We start from the raw sequence: 18,917 nt of genomic DNA on the forward strand, positions 1-18,917 counted from the left end.
TTGGTGCAAGGAGGTACAGCAGCACAGAAGCGGACATATTTAGCATCTGAAAAGAATAAAATGGGACTGGCAGTAAAAACAGAGATGGGCGCCGGCCATTTTCCGCGCAGATGGCTGACGGAGAGAAACTTTATTGGGAGCGCGGAGAAAAGGACGGAGAGCGATGAGAAAGAAAATGGAAAAGACTGGGGAACAACCATTGACAGAGGGATTAACCCAGGTACAGGCACAGAAACGTCTGGAAGAATTCGGTGAAAATGTGCTGACGGGAGGCAAGAAAATTAAGGCATCCCATATTTTTGCCGCCCAATTCAAGGACGTCATGGTGATGATTTTGCTGGTGAGTACTATCTTATCCGTGTTGATGGGGGAAGTGACTGAAGCCATTACCATCATCGTGATTGTGCTTCTCAATGCACTTTTAGGCTTTTTTCAGGAGTTTCGCACCGAAAAAACATTGGATAAGCTAAAAAATATGGCGGCACCTCAGGCCACAGTGATACGGGATGGGATTCCAGTTATCATTCCCGCATCCCAAATTGTCAGGGATGATGTGATCCTTCTAAAAGCAGGGGATCGGGTTCCCGCCGATGGAGTATTATTGGATGCCAATTCGCTCTTTAGTGATGAATCTCTGCTCAGCGGGGAATCGGTAGAGGTGGAAAAGCTTCCCTCCACAGATTTGACCCAACCGCCCCAGCTGCATCGGAGTGATATGGTTTATATGGGTACGGTAATCACAAAGGGCCGTGGCCGCGCCTTGGTGGTATCCACCGGAATGCAAAGCGAGATGGGGCATATTGCCGGCATGCTCAGTGAAATTGAGCCAGAGCCTACCCCCTTACAGAAAAAATTGGGGGTGCTGGGAAAATATATCGCCATTGGTTGTCTTGTCATCTGCACCGTCGTAGCGATTACCGGTATCTTACGGGGAGAACCAATTTTTGATATGATCGTCACCGGAATTTCTTTAGCGGTTGCTGCAGTTCCGGAGGGTCTGCCTGCGATTGTGACCATTGCCTTAGCGCTTTCCGTCTCCCGTATGCTCAAACGAAATGCCCTAGTGCGCAAGCTCCACGCTGTGGAGACATTGGGGTGTGCCGATGTTATCTGTTCGGATAAAACCGGAACCCTGACGGAAAACAAGATGACCGCTACCCACATCTACACCATGGAGGGAATGGTCGAGGTTACAGGCAGCGGATATGAGAAGGGTGGAGAATTTCTACTGGGAGGAAAGAGAATCAGTATCAATGCGATAGCAGATGCCAGAATACTGCTTGATATTGCCGTCTGCTGTAATAACGCTGCCATTTATACCGATGATCCTAGAGAACCCCGCAACCGGACCTTTAATCCCTCCCGTGACATTTGGCAAACGGCGGGGGAGGCTACTGAAACAGCCCTTCTTGTCATGGCGGCCAAAGCAGGTGTTTACAGGGAGGATAGCGAAAGAGAATACCGAAGAACTGATGAAATTCCTTTTGACTCCATCCGCAAATGTATGTCTGTCATAACGGAAAAAAACAACGGAGATATTTTTCTTATGTGTAAAGGGGCCCCTGATGTTGTGCTGGAAAAGTGCGGATTTCTATCAATCCATGGCCAGGTTAGACCTATGACTTCTGCCATGAAACAGGAAATTCTCCGTCAAAATGAGGAGATGGGGAAGCAGGCTCTTCGGGTTCTTGGCTTTGCCTACAAAAAATGCAAGGCCGCTGACCGGTCAGAGTCAAATCTTGTTTTTTGTGGCCTGGTGGGAATGATTGATCCTCCCAGGCAGGAGGCCTATGACGCGGTACTTCGTTGCCGTCAGGCCGGCATACGGCCGGTGATGATTACGGGAGACCATGTCATCACCGCTTCCGCCATTGCCCGGAAGCTTAAAATCCTGACCGGGGATGGTATTGCCATGACCGGTGCGGAGATCGACGCCATGGATGACAAAACTTTTGAGCGGATGGTGGATAGGATCAGCGTTTTTGCAAGGGTTACACCGGGGCATAAGCTTCGGATTGTACGAGCACTGAAGAAAAATGGTCACGTAGTCGCAATGACTGGGGATGGGGTTAACGATGCCCCTGCGATTAAGGAAGCAGATATCGGTGTCTCTATGGGCTTAGGTGGTACCGATGTAACCAAGGAAGCTTCCTCTATCATCTTAATGGATGACAATTTTGCAACTTTGGTGGCGGCGGTAGAGCAGGGCAGGATTATTTATGATAACATCCGCAAATTCATTCGTTATCTGCTCTCCAGCAATATCGGCGAGGTTCTCACCATGTTTGTGGGGATGCTCATGGGAATGCCGGTGGTATTATTGCCCATTCAGATACTGCTGATTAACTTGGTAACCGATGGTTTGCCCGCCATTGCCTTGGGGTTGGAGGGCGCTCAGGAAGACGTGATGCGTCGAAAACCACGTAGTTCCAAAGACGGTATCTTTTCTGGAGGACTTTTGGGACTTATTCTTTTCCGTGGATGTCTGATCGCCCTGGCCACCCTGGGATGTTTTGTAACCTTTATCAATATGACTGGAAATTTGGCCATTGCAAGAACGGGAGCTTTTCTGACCTTGGTGTTGGCGCAGCTCATCCATGTTTTTGAGTGCAAAAGTGAGAAAAAGAGCCTGTTTAGAATCAATATCTTTGACAACTGGAAGCTGATAGCAGCGGTTTGCATCTCCGTTTCTGTGGTCATATTTTCTGTTTATCATCCATGGGGACAGTTTATTTTCCAAACAATCCCATTAACGTGGATGCAAATAGCGGTTGTGCTTGTTTTTTGTGTAGCCGGCCCACTTATTTCCAGCATCGTCTATAGCTTTAGCTTTCGTAAAAAAGATGAGGTGACAGTGCCTGTGGAGGTACCAAGATAAAGAAATAAGAAAACCGGCTTTTCGCCGGTTTTCTTATTTCTTATCTATTTAGAATTTTTTCTAAATAGCTATTGACTTTTCATATTGAAATGCTATTATCTATTTAGAAAAAATTCTAAATACTGATGGGAGGGGGCATCATTGAGTTTTGGAGATACATTTAAAGCCTTGTCGGACCCAGTGCGGCGGGACATCCTGACATTGCTTTCACGGGAAGGAAAAATGTCAGCAGGGGAAATTGGCTCTCACTTTGAAATGACAGGTGCCACGATCTCTTATCATTTGTCTCGGCTCAAAAAGGCAGGACTTGTTTTGGAAAGCAAATACAAAAATTATATCTATTATGAAATTAACACGTCGATATTTGAGGAAGTCATGCTCTGGCTTGCTCAACTGAAAGGGGATATTCCTGATGAAAAAGAAGGTCGATAGGCAGTTTGTTCTTTCACTGCTTCTTTGCTTGCTGCCGCTGGTGTTGGGAGTGATTTTTTATAAGGAGCTGCCAGATCAGGTTGCCATCCACTTTGATTTTAACGGCGAACCGAATGGGTTTGCCTCCAAAGATTTTGCCTTATTTCTACTACCGGTTATCTTAATTTTTATTCATCTGTTTGTTTGGTTTCAATTGGCCAACGATCCCAAAAAGAAAAATTATTCCTCTGTCATGCGAGGTATTAGCCACTGGCTTGTACCGATCCTTTCTGTACTGGTACAAACAGCGATTATAACCTTTGGGTTAGGAATCACTTTCCCCATTTTCTTCTTCCTTTCTCTTGCAATGGGTATACTCTTTATGGTTATTGGCAACTACTTGCCCAAATGCAAACAGAACTATACCATGGGAATAAAACTTCCTTGGACATTGCACGATGAAGACAACTGGAATAGAACCCACCGCCTGGCCGGTTGGACATGGATGGCAGGAGGCATCTTGATGATCCTAAATGCTTTTCTAAATTGGGAGTGGATATTGTGGGGAAGTCTGGCACTGATGGTATTGATCCCGTTTATTTATTCTTATCTTCTATATAGAAAAAAGAAAGCAAACCAATTATCAGAATAAGCATTGTTTTTTCGCAAGAAAAGCGCCATGGAAATTTCCATGGCGCTTTCTATATTAATATTTATTTGCGGTCAGCTAATTTAATATAAGGCTTATGTTCAGCTACATTCCGATAGGCAGGACGTATAATCTTTCCAGCATTGATTAACTCTTCAATGCGATGGGCGCTCCAGCCAGCGATTCGGGCAATGGCAAAGATAGGAGTATACAGTTCCAGGGGAAGGTTGAGCATGCTGTAGACAAAGCCGCTGTAAAAGTCGATATTTGCACTGACACCCTTGTAAATCCTGCGCTCTTCAGCAATGATTTGGGGAGCGAGACGTTCCACCATGGAATACAGGGCGAATTCTTCGGTAAGGCCTTTCTCCTCCGACAGGCTCTTGACGAATTTTTTGAAGATGTTGGCACGGGGATCGGAGAGAGAATAGACAGCGTGCCCCATACCATAGATGAGCCCAGCCTTATCAAATGCCTCTTTATGGAGCAATGCACGCAGATAATTCCCCACTTCCTCTTCATCATGCCAATCTTTGACCGTCTTTTTCATATCTTCAAACATCTGGACTACCTTGATATTGGCGCCGCCATGCTTAGGCCCTTTCAAGGAACCGATTGCTGCCGCAATGGTGGAATAGGTATCTGTACCAGAGGAAGAAACAACATGGGTAGTAAAAGTGGAATTGTTGCCGCCGCCATGTTCCGCATGGAGCACCAAGGCCACATCCAGAATACGTGCTTCCAGCTCGGTATATTTACTGTCAGGACGTAAAACATAGAGGATGTTTTCTGCTACCGAAAGGTCAGGTTGAGGAATGTGGATGTAAAGGCTTTTTCCGTCATGATAATGGCTGTATGCTTGATAGCCATAGACCGACAATAGGGGGAATAGAGCGATTAACTGTAGACATTGCCGCATGACATTAGGAATGCTGGTGTCATTAGCTTTGGTGTCGTATGCATAGAGTGTTAGAACGCTGCGAGCCAAAGTGTTCATCATGTCGGAGCTGGGTGCTTTTAGGATAATATCCCGGACAAAACCTGTAGGCAAAGTTCGATAGTTAGAGAGAATCTTGCAGAAACCGTCCAGCTGTTCCTTATTGGGTAACTCCCCAAACAGAAGAAGATAGGTGGCTTCTTCAAAGCCGAAACGTTTTTCCTGGACAAAACCAGCGACAATTTCATCAATATCCACACCGCGATAGTACAGCTTACCTTCACAAGGAACCTTTTCGCCATCAACGATTTTTGTGGATTTGACTTCTGAAATTTCGGTTAGTCCGGTCAAAACACCATTACCATTGAGATCACGTAAACCTCGGTTGACCTTATACTTGGTGTAAAGCTCAGGGGGGATGTAACTGTTTTTTAAACAGAGATCCGTCAAAGCCTGTACTTCTGGAGTGATCTCTGAGAACCTGTTTCCATTAGAATTCAACATAGTCATAGCCTCTTTTCCATAAAATTTCTTATCAAATATGGGCGTCCTACATCCCCTTTGATTTCCTGTGGCTTTCAAACGAAAATACTAATTTTTGGTTTATTATAGCATAAATTTTTTAAGAAATTATGTCTGTCGTTCATTTGCTATGTAAAAGTATGGGACCATTTCCCAGTGAAAAATGCAAAATTTTTGTTTATATTTACTGAATTTTATTTCAAGAATAAGGAGAATACGCCCTTTCTTTGCCGGAGTAAAGTCAAATGAGACATATTATGTTTAACAAGCACAAAATTTTTCGAGAAGATGAAAACGCGAACGCTATGAACAATAACGGGCAAAGTAAAAAAGAAAAACAGCCACCGAGAAGGCGGCTGTTTGAAGAATAAACATAGTTTAATTCAGTTTTCGAATGATGACCGAAGTATTTGAGTAGGTGCTATTTGCATCGTTGGACACTAAGGTAATAGTCGCAGGAATTGCACTCACCTGGATCAGTGCGTTGCCGGAGAGGTGTGTGCTGTTTCCTGCCGCAGCTAAGGTAGCGGTGGCAAGGGTTCCGGGAATGAGAGAACCTCCTCGGTTGAGCTGGATGCTCGCATTGATCGGTGGGGTAGCACTGGAGGAGGGGGTTGCATTGGTGCTGTAGCTCACTTGATAGGTACCTGTGGCTCCAAGAGTAAAGTTACTTGCGCCAGTAGAATGAGATACAGCGGAGCCTAAACTTACCTGGTTAGTGTCAAGTGTCAAAGCGGCACCTGCAGCTGGAGTTTGGGGGCTGACATTAGTTGCATTTACAAAATCAGCGGGAGCACTGGTGCCAGTAGGTCCGGTAGCGCCAGTAGGTCCGGTAACGCCGGTAGGTCCGGTAGCGCCAGTAGGTCCGGTAGCGCCGGTAGGCCCGGTGACGCCGGTAGGACCGGTGACGCCGGTAGGACCGGTGGGGCCGGTGGGACCAGTAACGCCGGTGGGTCCGGTAGCGCCAGTAGGTCCGGTAACGCCGGTAGGTCCGGTAGCGCCAGTAGGTCCGGTAGCGCCAGTAGGCCCGGTGACGCCGGTAGGACCGGTGACGCCGGTAGGACCGGTGGGGCCGGTGGGACCAGTAACGCCGGTGGGTCCGGTAGCGCCGGTAGGCCCTGTAGCACCGGCGTTTCCTCTGGGAATGACAAAATCAAGAATATGATTGTTACCTACAACAGTATCAGTGACCGATGCAGCAGAACCGGGTTCTCCTGTTGTCGTATTACGCACCGTAATGGTGGCAGCGACACCTGAAGGCCCAGTAGGTCCGGTAGAACCAGTAGTACCAGTTACGCCGGTGGGGCCTGTAGCGCCAGTAGGACCAGTTGGCCCAGTAGGCCCGGTAGCACCAGTGGCGCCAGCTGCGCCAACTGGTCCTTGAGGCCCAATGGGCCCCTGAGGACCTTCGGCACCCGGCCAACCCTGGAGGCCGGTGGGACCCATAGGACCTTGAGGACCTCTGGGACCTGTGACGCCTCTAGGGCCAGTTGGACCAGTCGGACCTACGGGACCTCTAGGCCCACAAGGTCCAATAGGCCCCCGAGGCCCCATTGGGCCAGTTGGCCCGACAAAGCAGCCCAAGCCACTAGGACAGCAATTATTACAGTTCATGGAATTTCATCCTTTGCTTGGCAAATTTATGGGAAGATTCCCACAATCCAATATATGTAAAAGGAAAAGCCATTGTCACAGGACACGAAAATATATTTTGAAAAGAAGGGGAACATAGGGAGAAATATACATGGAAAGGAGCGAATAATGCTGAAAAAGAACGTTGGCCACTTGTGGGAAATGGGGATTTGTACTATAATAAAATATACTGTGGCAGATGGATTTCTGCATGTGCCAGAAAACGTTGGGGGTTATGTATATAATGGAAAGAGTAGAGATAAAAAGCCTGTTTGAAAAAGCGGAAACATATGGACAGGAAACAATTACGGTCTGCGGATGGGTAAAAACCATGCGCAATTCCAAAGCACTGGGATTCATTGAGCTCAGTGATGGCAGCTCCTTTCAGAATCTACAGGTGGTTTTTGGAGAAGGCAGGGTTAAAAACTTCAAAGAAATTGAAAAAATTAACGTTGGCACGGCACTAATTGTTACCGGTGAAGTCATTTTGACACCGGGCGCTAAACAGCCTTTGGAGATTCACGCGGATACAATTGAAATTGAGGGGGCCTCTTCGCCAGATTATCCGTTGCAGAAAAAGCGCCATTCTCTTGAATATCTGCGGACTATTGCTCATCTGCGTCCGAGAACGAATACCTTTGCGGCGGCTTTTAGAGTGCGGTCGGTGGCAGCTTATGCCATCCATAAGTTCTTTAACGAGCGGGGTTTTGTTTATGTCCATACCCCCATTATTACCGGCAGCGACTGTGAAGGAGCTGGAGAGATGTTCCGGGTTACTACCTTGGACATGGAAAATCTTCCTCACACAGATGAGGGAGCGGTAGACTTTAAAAAGGACTTCTTTGGAAAACCTACCAGCTTGACGGTCTCCGGTCAGCTGGAAGCGGAATGCATGGCGATGGCTTTTTCCAAGGTGTATACCTTTGGCCCTACCTTCCGCGCGGAGAATTCCAATACTGCCCGGCACGCGGCGGAATTCTGGATGATCGAACCGGAAATTGCCTTTGCCGATCTGGCCGACGATATGGCACTGGCCAGTGATATGATTAAATTTGTCCTGCGTTATGTGTTAGAACAATGCCCCCAGGAGATGCAGTTTTTTAATAATTTCTACGACAAGGGGCTTTTAGAGCGGCTGGACAACATTATCACTTCGGATTTTGCCCATGTGACCTATACAGAGGCAATCGAACTGCTGGAAAAGGTCAAAGATCAATTTGAATATCCTGTTTCCTGGGGTTGCGACCTTCAGACGGAGCATGAAAGATATCTCACGGAACAGGTGTTTAAAAAGCCTGTATTTGTCACCGATTATCCCAAAGAGATCAAGGCGTTTTATATGCGGATGAACGACGACAATAAGACGGTGGCCGCGGTAGATCTGTTGGTTCCCGGGATTGGTGAGATTATTGGAGGAAGCCAGCGCGAGGAGAGACTGGACAAGCTGACAGCCCGGATGGCAGAACTGGGACTGAAAGAAGAAGATTACAATTGGTATCTGGATCTGCGTCGTTTTGGTGGAACCAAGCATGCTGGATTTGGTCTGGGCTTTGAGAGACTTATTATGTATATTACGGGCATCAGCAATATCCGCGATGTGCTGCCCTTCCCCAGAACTGTAGGTACAGCTGAATTTTGATGAAAACACTTTTAGAAAAAACCATTGCACAGCACGGAAAAGACGGGCTGTGCATTGCTTTTTCCGGGGGCGTGGACAGTGGACTCTTGCTGGGAATCGCGGCCCAGCTGCCCATTAAAGTCCATGCTGTCACCTTTGCCACCCAGCTTCACCCTGCAGTGGATTTAGAAGCGGCCCGTGCTATGGCCCATGAATTGGGAGTAATCCATACGATCCTCCCCATCGATGAACTGATGGACGAAGGGATTTTGATGAATCCTCCTGACCGGTGCTATCGGTGCAAGCGTCTTTTGTTTTCAAAGCTGCGTGAGTACGCTGAGGAACAGGGACTTGGCTGTATTATGGACGGTACCAATGCAGACGATTTGACAGAATATCGGCCGGGACTCCGGGCCTTGGCGGAGCTTAAAGTGGTGAGCCCTTTGGCAGAGCTTGGACTCCATAAATCGCAGGTTAGAGAGTTGGCACAGGCCATGGGAATGTCGATAGCGCAAAAACCTTCATCCCCCTGTCTTGCGACCCGGTTGCCCTATGGAACACAGATTACACCCCAGGCCCTTGCACAAATAGAACAGGGAGAGTCTTTTCTCAAAAGGAATGGCTTTCAAGTTTGCAGGCTGAGAGCGTATGGAGATACCGTACGGATTGAGATTCTACCGGATGATTTCCACAGAATGATGGAACTGCGGGAAGATGTGGCCCAATATATCAAAGGACTGGGATTTTCCTATGTAACATTGGATCTAGAAGGCTTCCGATCTGGCAGCATGGATGTACATATTAACAAGGAGAGGTGAAATACTTTGGAGATAAAGCAGCTGCTACAGCTTGTCAAAGAGGGAAAGATGAGCATTCATGAGGCAGAAAAGTTGCTAAAGAAACTTCCCTACGAGGATCTGGATTTTGCAAAGCTGGATCATCACCGCACATTGCGCACTGGCTTTGGCGAGGTAGTATTTTGCCAATCAAAAACACCGGAACAAAATGCAGAGATATTTGCCCATTTTTATGCAGCGGGAAAAAATGTCTTGGGTACTCGAGCCAATCAGACCCAGTATGAAGCGGTGAAACAGTCGGTACCGGGCGCGCAGTTTGACCCCATCTCCAGATGTATTATAGCTACAGAGCAACATCTTACCCCCAAAGGCAGTGTGGCGGTCTGCACTGGAGGTACTTCCGACATGCCAGTAGCTGAGGAAGCGGCAAAGACGGCAGAATTTTTTGGAGCCCGGGTTTCTCGTTTTTACGATGTAGGAGTAGCAGGTATTCATCGGCTCTTTGCCAATATGGAGCAAATTAATCAGGCCAACTGTATCATTGCTGTTGCGGGTATGGAAGGAGCACTTCCTGGGGTCATTGCAGGCCTGACCGACCGGCCGGTGATTGCAGTTCCTACCAGTGTAGGCTATGGGGCCAACTTTGAGGGTCTGTCAGCGCTGCTCACCATGCTGAATTCTTGCGCTGAGGGGATCGGAGTGGTCAACATCGATAATGGCTTTGGAGCAGGTTATCTTGCGGCGCAGATTAATCGTTTGGTCTGCGATGGAAAGTCAAAGGAGGAAAGATGAAGATGCAGAGCTTGTATTTAGAATGTCTGAGTGGCATCAGCGGTGACATGACGGTAGCGGCACTTTTAGACTTGGGCGCGGATGAAGCTATCTTGCGGCGTGGGCTTGATAGCCTCCATGTGGATGGATATACCATTGAAATTAGCAGGGTGAAGAAAAATGGTATAGAAGCGGCTGATTTTCATGTGATTTTGGATGGACACCATCATCCAGATCTTCATGAACACGATCATCATGGGGAGCACCATTCCCATCATGACCATGGAGAAGAGGCACTTCATGATCATGGACATCATCATGTCCACCGCAATCTGCACGATATTTTAGAGCTGATCGAGAAAAGCCAAATTTCTTCGCGGGCCAAAGAGCTAGCGGAAAAAATATTTCATATTGTAGCTCAGGCGGAGAGCAAAGCTCATGGAGTACCGGTGGAACAGGTGCATTTTCATGAAGTAGGTGCGGTGGATTCCATTGTAGACATTGTTGGCGCAGCCATCTGCCTAGACAATCTGAATATCCAGCGGGTCTATTGTTCTGCGCTCAGAGAGGGGACGGGAACTATCCGCTGTGCCCACGGTATTATGCCGGTGCCGGCTCCTGCAACGGCTCATATTATGGAAAAATATCATATCCCTGTACAAATTACGGACAATCAGGGAGAAATGGTCACCCCCACAGGAGCTGCTATTGTAGCAGCTATTACTCACCAGTTTGGAGCACCGGCAACCATGCGCATTCAACGGGTGGGCATGGGGGCGGGAAAACGGGATTATCCTAACGCCAACATTTTGCGTGCCTACCTCATTGATGAGGAAGAGGATGAATATCAAGATATGGTGGAAGTATTGGAAACCGACCTGGACGACATGACAGGGGAACAGATGGGCTACGCAATGGAGCGCTTATTTGCGCTGGGTGCCAAGGATGTCCACTATACGCCGATATTTATGAAGAAAAACCGTCCAGGCTATCAATTGACCGTTTTGTGTGACCCATCTTGTCGTGAAGATTGTATTCGGGAAATATTCAAAAATACAAGTGCAATCGGTTTGCGGCATCAAACTCAAAAACGCACGAAAATGAAGAGAGAGCTGCATGATGTAGAAACAAAATTGGGTAAAATCACAATAAAACACTGCGAATTTGGAGAAATTCATAAAAACACAGTGGAATATGAGAGGGCAAAAGAGTTGGCTGATGCAAAAAATATATCACTGGAAGATGTATATCAAGTGGCAGAATCAGAAATGCAAGCATAAAATATGCAAGAAATAAAAAATATACTTGCAAAATTCTGTGTTCTGTATTAATATATGGAGGTAAGGAAAAAAGCGGTTATCACCGAAGTGGGAGGAACATGATGTCAGCCTATAGTTTTTTGTCAAAAGATGAGCTTGAGAAACTAAAAAATGAGCTCCAGGAAAAATATGCTGCCTATCAGGCCATGAATCTGAAATTGGATATGTCTCGAGGTAAACCAGGCAGTGATCAGCTGGATCTTTGCATGGATATGTTGGATATTCTCAACAGTAAGTCCTCAATGAATGCGTCAAATGGTATGGACTGCCGCAACTATGGTATGCTGGATGGCCTGCCGGAGACAAAAGCGCTGTTTGCGGAGTTGTTGGGGGTAGATTCAGAAGAGGTCATTGTGGGTGGAAATTCCAGTTTGAGCCTAATGTATGATATGGTGTCTCGCTCTATGTCCCATCCCACTGTGCCCGGTATGAAACCGTGGGGTAAATGTGATAAGGTAAAGTTTTTGTGCCCTGCCCCCGGATATGACCGCCACTTTGCCGTAACTGAGTTTTTTGGCGTGGAGATGATTACGGTTCCCATGACTCCGGAAGGCCCCGACATGGACATGGTGGAGAAGCTGGTCAACAATGACGAATCAGTGAAGGGTATTTGGTGTGTTCCCAAATATTCCAATCCTCAAGGTTATACCTACTCTGATGAAACAGTCCGCCGTTTTGCAGCACTAAAACCTGCTGCCAAGGATTTCCGTATCTTCTGGGACAATGCCTATTGTGTCCATGACCTTTCTGATCAAGGAGATCATCTCCTCAATATTATGGAGGAATGTAAAAAGCTGGGCAGTGAGGATATGGTATATATTTTCGCTTCCACCTCAAAAATCAGTTTTTCTGGAGCGGGTATTGCGGTAATGGCCGCCTCTAAGAACAATATTGACCGCATTAAAAAGCAAATGTCCTTCCAAACTATCGGATATGACAAGATCAATATGCTGCGCCATTCTCTCTACTATAAGAATGGAGATGGAGTACGGGCTCATATGAAAAAGCACGCGGCCATTATTGCGCCTAAATTTCAGATGGTCGACACCATCCTGACGGAGCATCTGGCAGGGAAGGGTATTGCAAAATGGACTAAACCCAAAGGTGGTTACTTTATTTCCTTGGATACTATGCCTGGATGTGCTAAAAAAGTGGTCGCCATGTGCAAAGAGGCCGGCGTAGTAATGACTCCGGCTGGCGCGACCTTCCCCTATGGTAAGGATCCTGAGGATCGCAATATCCGTATTGCGCCTACCTATCCTCCAATGGATGAATTGAAGACGGCGTCAGAACTGTTCTGCCTGTGCGTGGAGCTTGTTAGTGTAGAAAAACTCCTGGCTGAAAAATGCCAGGAAGAAAAAGTAAGAAAATTTGCCTAATTATTCGGCGTTTCTAGGGAGATGAGATCTCATCTCCCTTTTTCTTTTGCATAAATTGACATCCACTGGTTGATATTTCAGAATTGCCTAAGGTCGAACTCTGCCAGAGGGATACCCAATTCCGTAAAAAATAGAAAAATAACAAGGTTTACTGTTTGAACAGACAGTTGGGTGTGGTATAATAAACTTTACGGTATAAAACGGTGTGGTCTTGGGAGAGGACGCCGTTTAAGGTTTTGACTAAAAATGTGGAGGGATTATGTTGAATAACAGCTATGAAAGTCCGTTTTGCACCCGGTATGCTAGCCCGGAGATGCAGTTTTTATTTTCCGCAGACAAAAAGTTTACCACCTGGCGGAAGCTGTGGATTTCTTTGGCGAAAGCAGAAAAAGAGTTGGGGCTTCCCATTACACAGGAGCAAATCGACGAGCTTGTAGCTCACCAAGACGACATTAATTACGATGTTGCCAGGGAAAGGGAGAAGGCCTGCAGGCATGACGTTATGTCCCATGTCTACGCCTACGGGGTACAATGCCCCAAGGCAGAACCGATCATCCACTTAGGCGCTACCTCCTGCTATGTAGGAGACAACACCGATGTGATCATTCTACGGGACGCGCTGCATCTGGTGGAGAAAAAACTTGCCAATGTAATTGCATTGCTTGCCGACTTCGCAAAACAGTATAAGGATATGCCGGCCCTTGCCTATACTCATCTTCAGCCGGCTCAGTTGACTACCGTAGGTAAGAGAGCTACCCTTTGGATGAATGAGCTGCTCATGGATCTAAAAGAGGTTGAGTATCGCGTTTCTACTTTGCAGATGTTGGGTTCTAAAGGAACCACCGGTACCCAGGCAAGTTTTGTGGAACTGTTTGAAGGTGACGATGAGAAGATCAAAGCGCTGGAGCAGAAAATTGCGGCAGATTTTGGATTTGATAGTGTTGTCCCGGTTTCTGGACAGACCTATTCCCGCAAAGTAGATGCCAATGTTTTAGCTACACTATCTGGAATTGCCCAGTCCTGTAGCAAGTTTGCAAATGATCTGCGCATCCTTCAAAACTTTAAAGAAATGGAAGAGCCCTTTGAGAAAAATCAGATCGGATCATCCGCCATGCCTTATAAGCGCAATCCCATGCGCAGCGAGCGGATTTGTGCTTTGGCCCGTTACGTCATGGTAGACAGCCTCAATCCGGCCCTTACCTCTTCGGTTCAGTGGTTTGAGAGAACACTGGATGATTCTGCCAACAAGCGGATTGCTGTGGCAGAGGCATTTCTGGGTGTAGATGCAATTTTGAATATTATGATCAATGTATGCGATGGTTTGGTCGTATATCCTAAAGTCATTTATCAGCGCGTGATGAAGGAACTTCCTTTTATGGCTACGGAGAATATCATGATGAGCGCTGTGAAAAAAGGCGGTGACCGGCAGCAGCTTCATGAAAAGCTGCGGGTTCATTCTATTGCGGCGGCCAAGGTGGTCAAAGAAGAGGGCGGTGAAAACGACCTCATCGACAGAATCTGTGCTGATCCCGATTTTCAGTTAAAAAAGGAAGAGATAGAAGCGATTTTGGAGCCGAAAAATTTCACAGGAAGGGCTGCCAAACAGGTTGATGAGTTCATTGAAAATGAAATTAATCCTGTGCTTTCTCGTTACCAAGATGTTCTGGGGGAAAAAGTCAGTCTTTCCGTCTAAAAATTTGGTAGAAATTTTGGCTTTCACGATATCACCCAAAAGTCTGATTTGTTTGACTTTTATATTGCGAAACGATATAATAGGTTTTATCAGTGTTTAAACATAAGAATTTGTTACTTTCTCTTAAAGGTGTGGAAATCATAGTTAAAAACACCTTTATATTTGGGGAGAATTACAAATTTTGTATAGGACATGCTCCGTAGTGTGGAGTGGTCCCGGTGTTTAGACGAGAGTAAATTTGGAGGAAAGGTACATGAAAAGAGTTGGAAAACCAGTATTTTTCATTGTCCTGGTGCTGATTATTGCTCTGACCTATACCGCTTTTTTCGGAGTTTATACCTATAATGGTGACATCCGGAGTACGGTGATTAAGGGAGCGGAGGACATCCGTTGGGGTATTGATATCCGTGGTGGTGTCGATGTAACCTTCAGCCCACCAGAGGGATATGATGCTACAGATGATGAAATGGCTGCGGCTGAATCTGTAATCCAGGTTCGTCTTGTGTCACAGAATATCACCGACAGCGAAGTTTACACCGATTACAACAAGGACAGAATTATTGTCCGTTTCCCGTGGAGGGCGGACGAGACAAACTTCGATCCTCAGGAAGCGATTGCCGAGCTAGGAGAGACTGCTCTGCTTACCTTCCGCGAGGGTGTGGAGACGGATGACAGCGGCAAGCCAACTGGTGTTACTGCAGAGAATATCATCCTTTCAGGCTCCGATGTCAAACATGCAGAGCCAATGGTTTTAACAGAAACAAACGAATACGTGGTTTCTTTGGAACTAGAGGACAGCGGAAAGGAAAAATTTGCAGAAGCGACTACACGGCTTGCTGGTAATGGCGTCATCTCCATCTGGATGGATGATACTTTGATTTCTTACCCCGAGGTCAATGAGGCCATTACTGATGGTCAAGCCATGATTTCTGGCGGTTTTACAGCTGAAACTGCAAAAGATCTGGCAGATAGAATTAATTCTGGTGCGCTGCCCTTCCAACTGGAGACTGTAAACTATAACACTATTAATCCGACCTTGGGCCTTGGCGCAAAAGATGCTATGGTACTGGCTGGTTTCATTGCATTTGCGCTAGTCTCCTTATTCCTTATCATCGTTTATCGGTTGCCTGGCGTAGTTGCAATGATCGCGCTGGCTGGTCAGATGGCTTGTTGTATTGCTGCGGTTACCGGCTATTTCTCCTTTATCCCAAGCTTTACATTGACCCTCCCCGGTATTGCTGGTATTATTCTTTCCATTGGCGTGGGCGTAGACGCTAACGTTATCACATCAGAACGCATCAAAGAGGAAATTCGTACAGGCAAGAGTTTAGATGGCTGTATTGATCTGGGATTCTCCCGGGCTTTCTCAGCAATTTTTGACGGAAATATCACCGTGATATTTGTCGCGGTTATTCTCATGGGTGCTTTTGGACCGCCATCCAGTCTGTTTGCGACTATTCTGTCTCCGCTGTTCCAATTCTTTGGTCAGTCCACGGCGGGTGCGGTTTATTCTTTCGGCTACACCCTCTTGGTAGGTATTTTCCTAAACTTTATATTTGGTGTTACAGCGTCTCGATTGATGCTAAAGTCGCTGTCGAGATTTAAACCATTAAGAAAAGCTTGGTTGTATGGAGGTAAAAAATAATGAAACCTGATTTTGTTTCTAAAAATAAAATCTTCTACACATTGAGCATTTCCCTGATGGTGCTGACGGTGATTTTCACTTTTGTGTTTGGACTCAATCTGGATATTCAGTTCAAAGGTGGTTCGATCATCTCCTATTCTTATAGTGGGGAGCTAAACACCGATGATGTTCAGGCTGTAGCAGAAAACACGTTGGGCGAGCAAGTTGCAGTACAGGGAAAGACGGATGTGGCTACCGGCAATTCTGCAATTGATATTTCTCTTGGAGCAGAGCGTGGCCTGTCTTTGGATGAGATTGACGGATTGACAGCGGCGCTTCAAGAAGCTTATCCGGACAATTCTATTTCCATGACGGATTCCAATAATGTTGACCCCACCATCGGACGGGAATTCTTTGCAAAATGTATGGTTGCAGTTGCCTTTGCCGTAGTGCTTATGATCATTTTTATTGCTTTTCGCTTTAGAAAAATTGGTGGTTTATCAGCAGGCGTTATGTGTATGCTGGCACTTCTCCACGATATGATTATGGTGTATGCTACCTTTGTTGTGTGCCGTTTCCCAATTAATGAGAATTTCATCGTTGCCGTTTTGACGATTCTCGGTTATTCGATTAACAACACCATTGTGGTTTATGACCGGATTCGTGAGAATAAACGTCTCAGCGGCAGTAAGATGAGTATTCGTGAGTTAGTCAACTTGAGTATAGGACAATCTGTAACTCGCGCGGTTAATACCACCGTAGCGACAGTAATCGCACTGTCGGTTATCTGCGTTGTTGCCCTTATCTATAGTGTTGAATCCATTATGTCTTTTGCGTTCCCCATGATGATTGGCATGATCTCAGGCGTTTACACCTCCTTGTTTATTGCACCTACCCTGTGGGTGGTTTGGCAGGAGCACAAGCTTAAGAAGAAAACTCAGGTCGAAGCTGCATAATACTCACATATAATAAAAGGCATGGCCATTGGCCATGCCTTTTATTATATGTATCTTTTTATATGGGATAAAATTTTTGGAAAATATCGATAAGGATAGAGGCAATCAAGGAGGATAGAAAACAGGGATAGGCTGTTTGACTGAGGGCACGTATTAAGTTGAGAGTTTGTAGCATATCTGGTACAATAGGAAGTAAATAAAAAATGATTAAGGCCATGGCATATAACCCGCAACCGAGGACGGCCCCCATAATCAGGAGCTGCAGCGAAAACTCACTGATGCGGTCTAGGCTTTTAAAAAAACTCAATTTCATGGGATCAACTCCTATTGACTTATGGTATCATAATAATAGAGTATAAACAATGAAGAAATTTTTCCAGAATCATGGATATAAATAGAAGAAAGAGATGAGGTGTCAGATGAAAGCTGGAGTATCGACAGCGTGCTTATATCCAATGCAGACAGAAAAGGCTTTAGAGACGCTGGCTAAGATGGGGATTAAAACCTTGGAAATATTTTTTAATGCGCCTTCAGAGTTGTCAAAACCCTTTTTAAGAAATTTGAGAGAAATAAAGGAGGCGTACGATTGTCAGGTTATATCTGTACATCCCTTTCTCTCGGGCTACGAGCCATTTTTATTTTTTACAGACTATGAACGCCGGTTTCATGATGGAATAGAAATGTATCGTCCTATTTTTTCGGCCGCAGCTTTCCTCGGCGCTTCTTATGTGGTATTCCATGGGAATTATCGAGAAAGTAGATTTGAAAATGCTCGTTATTTTGAGAGGTACTATCGGCTCTATGAGGCGGGAAAAGAATTTGGAGTGTATTTATGTCAGGAAAATGTGGAGAGATGTAAAAGTGCGACTCCAGATTTCATAAAAGATATGTCCCGCGCTTTAGGGAAAGATGCTAAATTTGTTCTGGATGTGAAGCAAGCAATCCGATCAAAAATTGATCCCCTCGAGATGGCCAAGGCAATGGGGAGTGGGTTGAGCCACATCCACATCAGTGATTCTACAGCTGAATATGATTGTTTGCCTATTGGAATGGGGAATGTCGATTTCTCTGAATTGATAAAGATACTGCATGGCTTTGACTATCATGGCGCTCTCATTTTAGAGTTGTATCGTCATAATTTCCAAAAAACTACAGATCTTTATGAATCATACATGAATTTGAACAACTTGTTGCCATAAATTTATACATGTGATTTGCTCTTATAATTCGACAAACAACCGACAACTTTCATAAACATGTGGAAATAAATCTCAGATAATTGTGAAATTACGGGTATATTTAGTCGAAATTTCTGAAATCTTTGTCTTTTCTTATGGTTTTCCTCGGAGTATAATTATCCTGTTAGTAAATGATACAACAGAAATAATGGGGGAGACACAATGAATGGCAAGAAAGAAATTCGCAATTATGTATATGAATTGACCGTCGAGCCAATAGAGAAAAATGGAAAAAAGATGAATATCTATGGCATCCGTCTAAATGGTGAGTACGAGAATACACAAGTACAAGATATTTCATGCAATCAGAGTGTGGTGGAGAAATTGGTCTCTATGTGTAATCAGTATCAAGTGTCTCCATGTCACTTGATGGATGTAATCTATGATTTTCTTCCATAATTGTGAGCTGTTTTAAAAATAAGGAGCGAGTTTTAATTTTACTTGTTACTTTACTGGGATTATGGTACAATAGATCTAATGTATGAGTAATGAG

At 45.6% G+C, this 18,917-nt stretch carries 16 protein-coding genes; 13 read left to right on the forward strand and 3 right to left on the reverse strand.

Going from position 1 to position 18,917, the window contains the following annotated elements:
- The first annotated feature begins 163 nt into the window (after positions 1 to 163).
- The 3 genes from WGC32_RS08665 (at position 164) to WGC32_RS08675 (ending at position 3,941) form a co-directional block, all read left to right on the forward strand.
- Complete coding sequence (locus WGC32_RS08665; protein WP_342681397.1) at positions 164 to 2,878, forward strand: cation-translocating P-type ATPase; 2,715 nt, start codon at positions 164 to 166, stop codon at positions 2,876 to 2,878.
- Between the two features lie 141 nt (positions 2,879 to 3,019).
- The gene (locus WGC32_RS08670) at positions 3,020 to 3,310 is read left to right on the forward strand and encodes an autorepressor SdpR family transcription factor (protein WP_342681398.1); all 291 of its coding nucleotides are present in this window, start codon (positions 3,020 to 3,022) and stop codon (positions 3,308 to 3,310) included.
- Complete coding sequence (locus WGC32_RS08675; RefSeq protein ID WP_342681399.1) at positions 3,291 to 3,941, forward strand: SdpI family protein; 651 nt, start codon at positions 3,291 to 3,293, stop codon at positions 3,939 to 3,941. Before WGC32_RS08670 ends, WGC32_RS08675 begins: the two co-directional genes overlap by 20 nt.
- Positions 3,942 to 4,002: 61 nt before the next feature.
- Here WGC32_RS08675 and WGC32_RS08680 read toward each other — a convergent pair whose 3' ends face one another.
- On the reverse strand, positions 4,003 to 5,379 hold the full coding sequence (locus tag WGC32_RS08680) for a citrate/2-methylcitrate synthase (RefSeq protein ID WP_342681400.1): 1,377 nt from the start codon (positions 5,377 to 5,379) through the stop codon (positions 4,003 to 4,005).
- Between the two features lie 396 nt (positions 5,380 to 5,775).
- On the reverse strand, positions 5,776 to 6,843 hold the full coding sequence (locus WGC32_RS08685; protein WP_342681401.1) for a collagen-like domain-containing protein: 1,068 nt from the start codon (positions 6,841 to 6,843) through the stop codon (positions 5,776 to 5,778).
- 430 nt (positions 6,844 to 7,273) lie between these two features.
- On the opposite strand from WGC32_RS08685, the gene asnS reads away from it, so the two are divergent.
- From asnS to secF, 8 genes are all read left to right on the forward strand, one after another.
- Positions 7,274 to 8,668: an asparagine--tRNA ligase gene (gene asnS / locus WGC32_RS08690; protein WP_191483305.1), complete on the forward strand. Its 1,395-nt coding sequence runs from the start codon at positions 7,274 to 7,276 to the stop codon at positions 8,666 to 8,668.
- Positions 8,668 to 9,465, forward strand: a complete 798-nt coding sequence (gene larE / locus WGC32_RS08695) for an ATP-dependent sacrificial sulfur transferase LarE (RefSeq protein ID WP_342681402.1) — start codon at positions 8,668 to 8,670, stop codon at positions 9,463 to 9,465. The genes asnS and larE overlap by 1 nt, the downstream gene beginning before the upstream one ends.
- Positions 9,466 to 9,471: 6 nt before the next feature.
- The gene (larB, locus tag WGC32_RS08700; protein ID WP_191483307.1) at positions 9,472 to 10,236 is read left to right on the forward strand and encodes a nickel pincer cofactor biosynthesis protein LarB; all 765 of its coding nucleotides are present in this window, start codon (positions 9,472 to 9,474) and stop codon (positions 10,234 to 10,236) included.
- A 2-nt stretch (positions 10,237 to 10,238) separates the two neighbouring features.
- Entirely contained in the window at positions 10,239 to 11,495 is a 1,257-nt protein-coding gene (larC, locus tag WGC32_RS08705; protein ID WP_342681403.1) for a nickel pincer cofactor biosynthesis protein LarC, read from the forward strand.
- A gap of 101 nt (positions 11,496 to 11,596) precedes the next feature.
- Positions 11,597 to 12,913: an aminotransferase class I/II-fold pyridoxal phosphate-dependent enzyme gene (locus tag WGC32_RS08710; RefSeq protein ID WP_342681404.1), complete on the forward strand. Its 1,317-nt coding sequence runs from the start codon at positions 11,597 to 11,599 to the stop codon at positions 12,911 to 12,913.
- A 259-nt stretch (positions 12,914 to 13,172) separates the two neighbouring features.
- Positions 13,173 to 14,606 carry an adenylosuccinate lyase gene (purB, locus tag WGC32_RS08715; protein WP_191482993.1) on the forward strand — a complete coding sequence of 478 codons (1,434 nt, stop codon included), beginning with the start codon at positions 13,173 to 13,175 and terminating at the stop codon, positions 14,604 to 14,606.
- A gap of 253 nt (positions 14,607 to 14,859) precedes the next feature.
- Positions 14,860 to 16,251: a preprotein translocase subunit SecD gene (locus tag WGC32_RS08720; protein WP_342681405.1), complete on the forward strand. Its 1,392-nt coding sequence runs from the start codon at positions 14,860 to 14,862 to the stop codon at positions 16,249 to 16,251.
- Positions 16,251 to 17,186: a protein translocase subunit SecF gene (gene secF, locus WGC32_RS08725; protein WP_342681406.1), complete on the forward strand. Its 936-nt coding sequence runs from the start codon at positions 16,251 to 16,253 to the stop codon at positions 17,184 to 17,186. Before WGC32_RS08720 ends, secF begins: the two co-directional genes overlap by 1 nt.
- Positions 17,187 to 17,244: 58 nt before the next feature.
- Here the strand turns inward: secF and WGC32_RS08730 are convergent, their stop codons facing one another.
- A complete protein-coding gene (locus WGC32_RS08730) occupies positions 17,245 to 17,499 on the reverse strand; it encodes a hypothetical protein (RefSeq protein WP_342681407.1) in 255 nt (84 codons plus the stop codon).
- A 106-nt stretch (positions 17,500 to 17,605) separates the two neighbouring features.
- Here WGC32_RS08730 and WGC32_RS08735 point away from each other — a divergent pair, with 106 nt between their 5' ends.
- Positions 17,606 to 18,385, forward strand: coding sequence for a sugar phosphate isomerase/epimerase family protein (locus tag WGC32_RS08735; RefSeq protein ID WP_342681408.1), 780 nt, complete (start codon positions 17,606 to 17,608; stop codon positions 18,383 to 18,385).
- Between the two features lie 201 nt (positions 18,386 to 18,586).
- The gene (locus WGC32_RS08740; RefSeq protein ID WP_191482998.1) at positions 18,587 to 18,823 is read left to right on the forward strand and encodes a DUF6514 family protein; all 237 of its coding nucleotides are present in this window, start codon (positions 18,587 to 18,589) and stop codon (positions 18,821 to 18,823) included.
- Positions 18,824 to 18,917 lie beyond the last annotated feature (94 nt).

This window comes from Zongyangia acetica (assembly GCF_038739695.1).
GTDB lineage: Bacteria > Bacillota > Clostridia > Oscillospirales > Ruminococcaceae > Zongyangia > Zongyangia gallinarum.

Coding starts and splice junctions, on each gene's coding strand:
- WGC32_RS08665 (WP_342681397.1), top strand. CDS start 164: ATGAGAAAGAAAATGGAAAAGACTGGGGAACAACCATTGACAGAGGGA.
- WGC32_RS08675 (WP_342681399.1), top strand. CDS start 3,291: ATGAAAAAGAAGGTCGATAGGCAGTTTGTTCTTTCACTGCTTCTTTGC.
- WGC32_RS08680 (WP_342681400.1), bottom strand. CDS start 5,379: ATGTTGAATTCTAATGGAAACAGGTTCTCAGAGATCACTCCAGAAGTA.
- WGC32_RS08685 (WP_342681401.1), bottom strand. CDS start 6,843: ATGGGTCCCACCGGCCTCCAGGGTTGGCCGGGTGCCGAAGGTCCTCAG.
- asnS (WP_191483305.1), top strand. CDS start 7,274: ATGGAAAGAGTAGAGATAAAAAGCCTGTTTGAAAAAGCGGAAACATAT.
- larE (WP_342681402.1), top strand. CDS start 8,668: ATGAAAACACTTTTAGAAAAAACCATTGCACAGCACGGAAAAGACGGG.
- larC (WP_342681403.1), top strand. CDS start 10,239: ATGCAGAGCTTGTATTTAGAATGTCTGAGTGGCATCAGCGGTGACATG.
- WGC32_RS08710 (WP_342681404.1), top strand. CDS start 11,597: ATGTCAGCCTATAGTTTTTTGTCAAAAGATGAGCTTGAGAAACTAAAA.
- purB (WP_191482993.1), top strand. CDS start 13,173: ATGTTGAATAACAGCTATGAAAGTCCGTTTTGCACCCGGTATGCTAGC.
- WGC32_RS08720 (WP_342681405.1), top strand. CDS start 14,860: ATGAAAAGAGTTGGAAAACCAGTATTTTTCATTGTCCTGGTGCTGATT.
- secF (WP_342681406.1), top strand. CDS start 16,251: ATGAAACCTGATTTTGTTTCTAAAAATAAAATCTTCTACACATTGAGC.
- WGC32_RS08730 (WP_342681407.1), bottom strand. CDS start 17,499: ATGAAATTGAGTTTTTTTAAAAGCCTAGACCGCATCAGTGAGTTTTCG.
- WGC32_RS08735 (WP_342681408.1), top strand. CDS start 17,606: ATGAAAGCTGGAGTATCGACAGCGTGCTTATATCCAATGCAGACAGAA.
- WGC32_RS08740 (WP_191482998.1), top strand. CDS start 18,587: ATGAATGGCAAGAAAGAAATTCGCAATTATGTATATGAATTGACCGTC.